The sequence below is a fragment of the Stenotrophomonas sp. YIM B06876 genome (assembly GCF_030711595.1).
Taxonomy (GTDB): domain Bacteria; phylum Pseudomonadota; class Gammaproteobacteria; order Xanthomonadales; family Xanthomonadaceae; genus Stenotrophomonas.
In genome coordinates this window covers 1-441 of sequence record NZ_JAUJUJ010000558.1, presented here as the reverse complement: position 1 = coordinate 441, position 441 = coordinate 1, and the positions used below count along the sequence as shown (strand labels likewise).

The 441-nt window shown below is 68.9% G+C and carries 1 protein-coding gene; it reads right to left on the bottom strand.

The features are described 5' to 3' along the window. The coding region (locus QZH66_RS18450) for a LysR substrate-binding domain-containing protein (protein WP_305807238.1) at positions 1-441 on the bottom strand (441 nt) is incomplete at both ends.

The following is a 441-nucleotide window of genomic DNA, read 5'->3' as shown; positions in this document are numbered from 1 at the left end:
CGCGAGGATTGCGTCGACGAGCAGTTTCGAGAATGCGGTGTTCAGCGGCGCCAGGGCCGTGCCGTCGAGCGTGGCCACGCCGAGCTGGTAGCTGATGCGGGGCCGGAACGGCCGGATCGTGAACGTCTCGGGCTGGCAGTAGCCGGCCAGCAGCGCATTCACGATAGACACCCCCAAACCCTGTGCCACATGGCTGCAGGCCACGCTGACCGAATGCACCTCGATGGCCACGCGCGGCAGCACGCGCGCCTGCCGGAACGCCATGTCGATTTCGTGGCGGATCTGGCGCTGGCGGCCCAGCAGGATCAGCGGGGCCTCGGCCAGGTCGATCGGGTGCACCTCGCTTTGCTGCTCCAGCGGGTGGCCCTTGGGCATGATGCAGACGGCATCGGATTCGAGGCAGGCGCTGGCGCGCAGCCCCTGCATCTCGGTCGGCAGGCG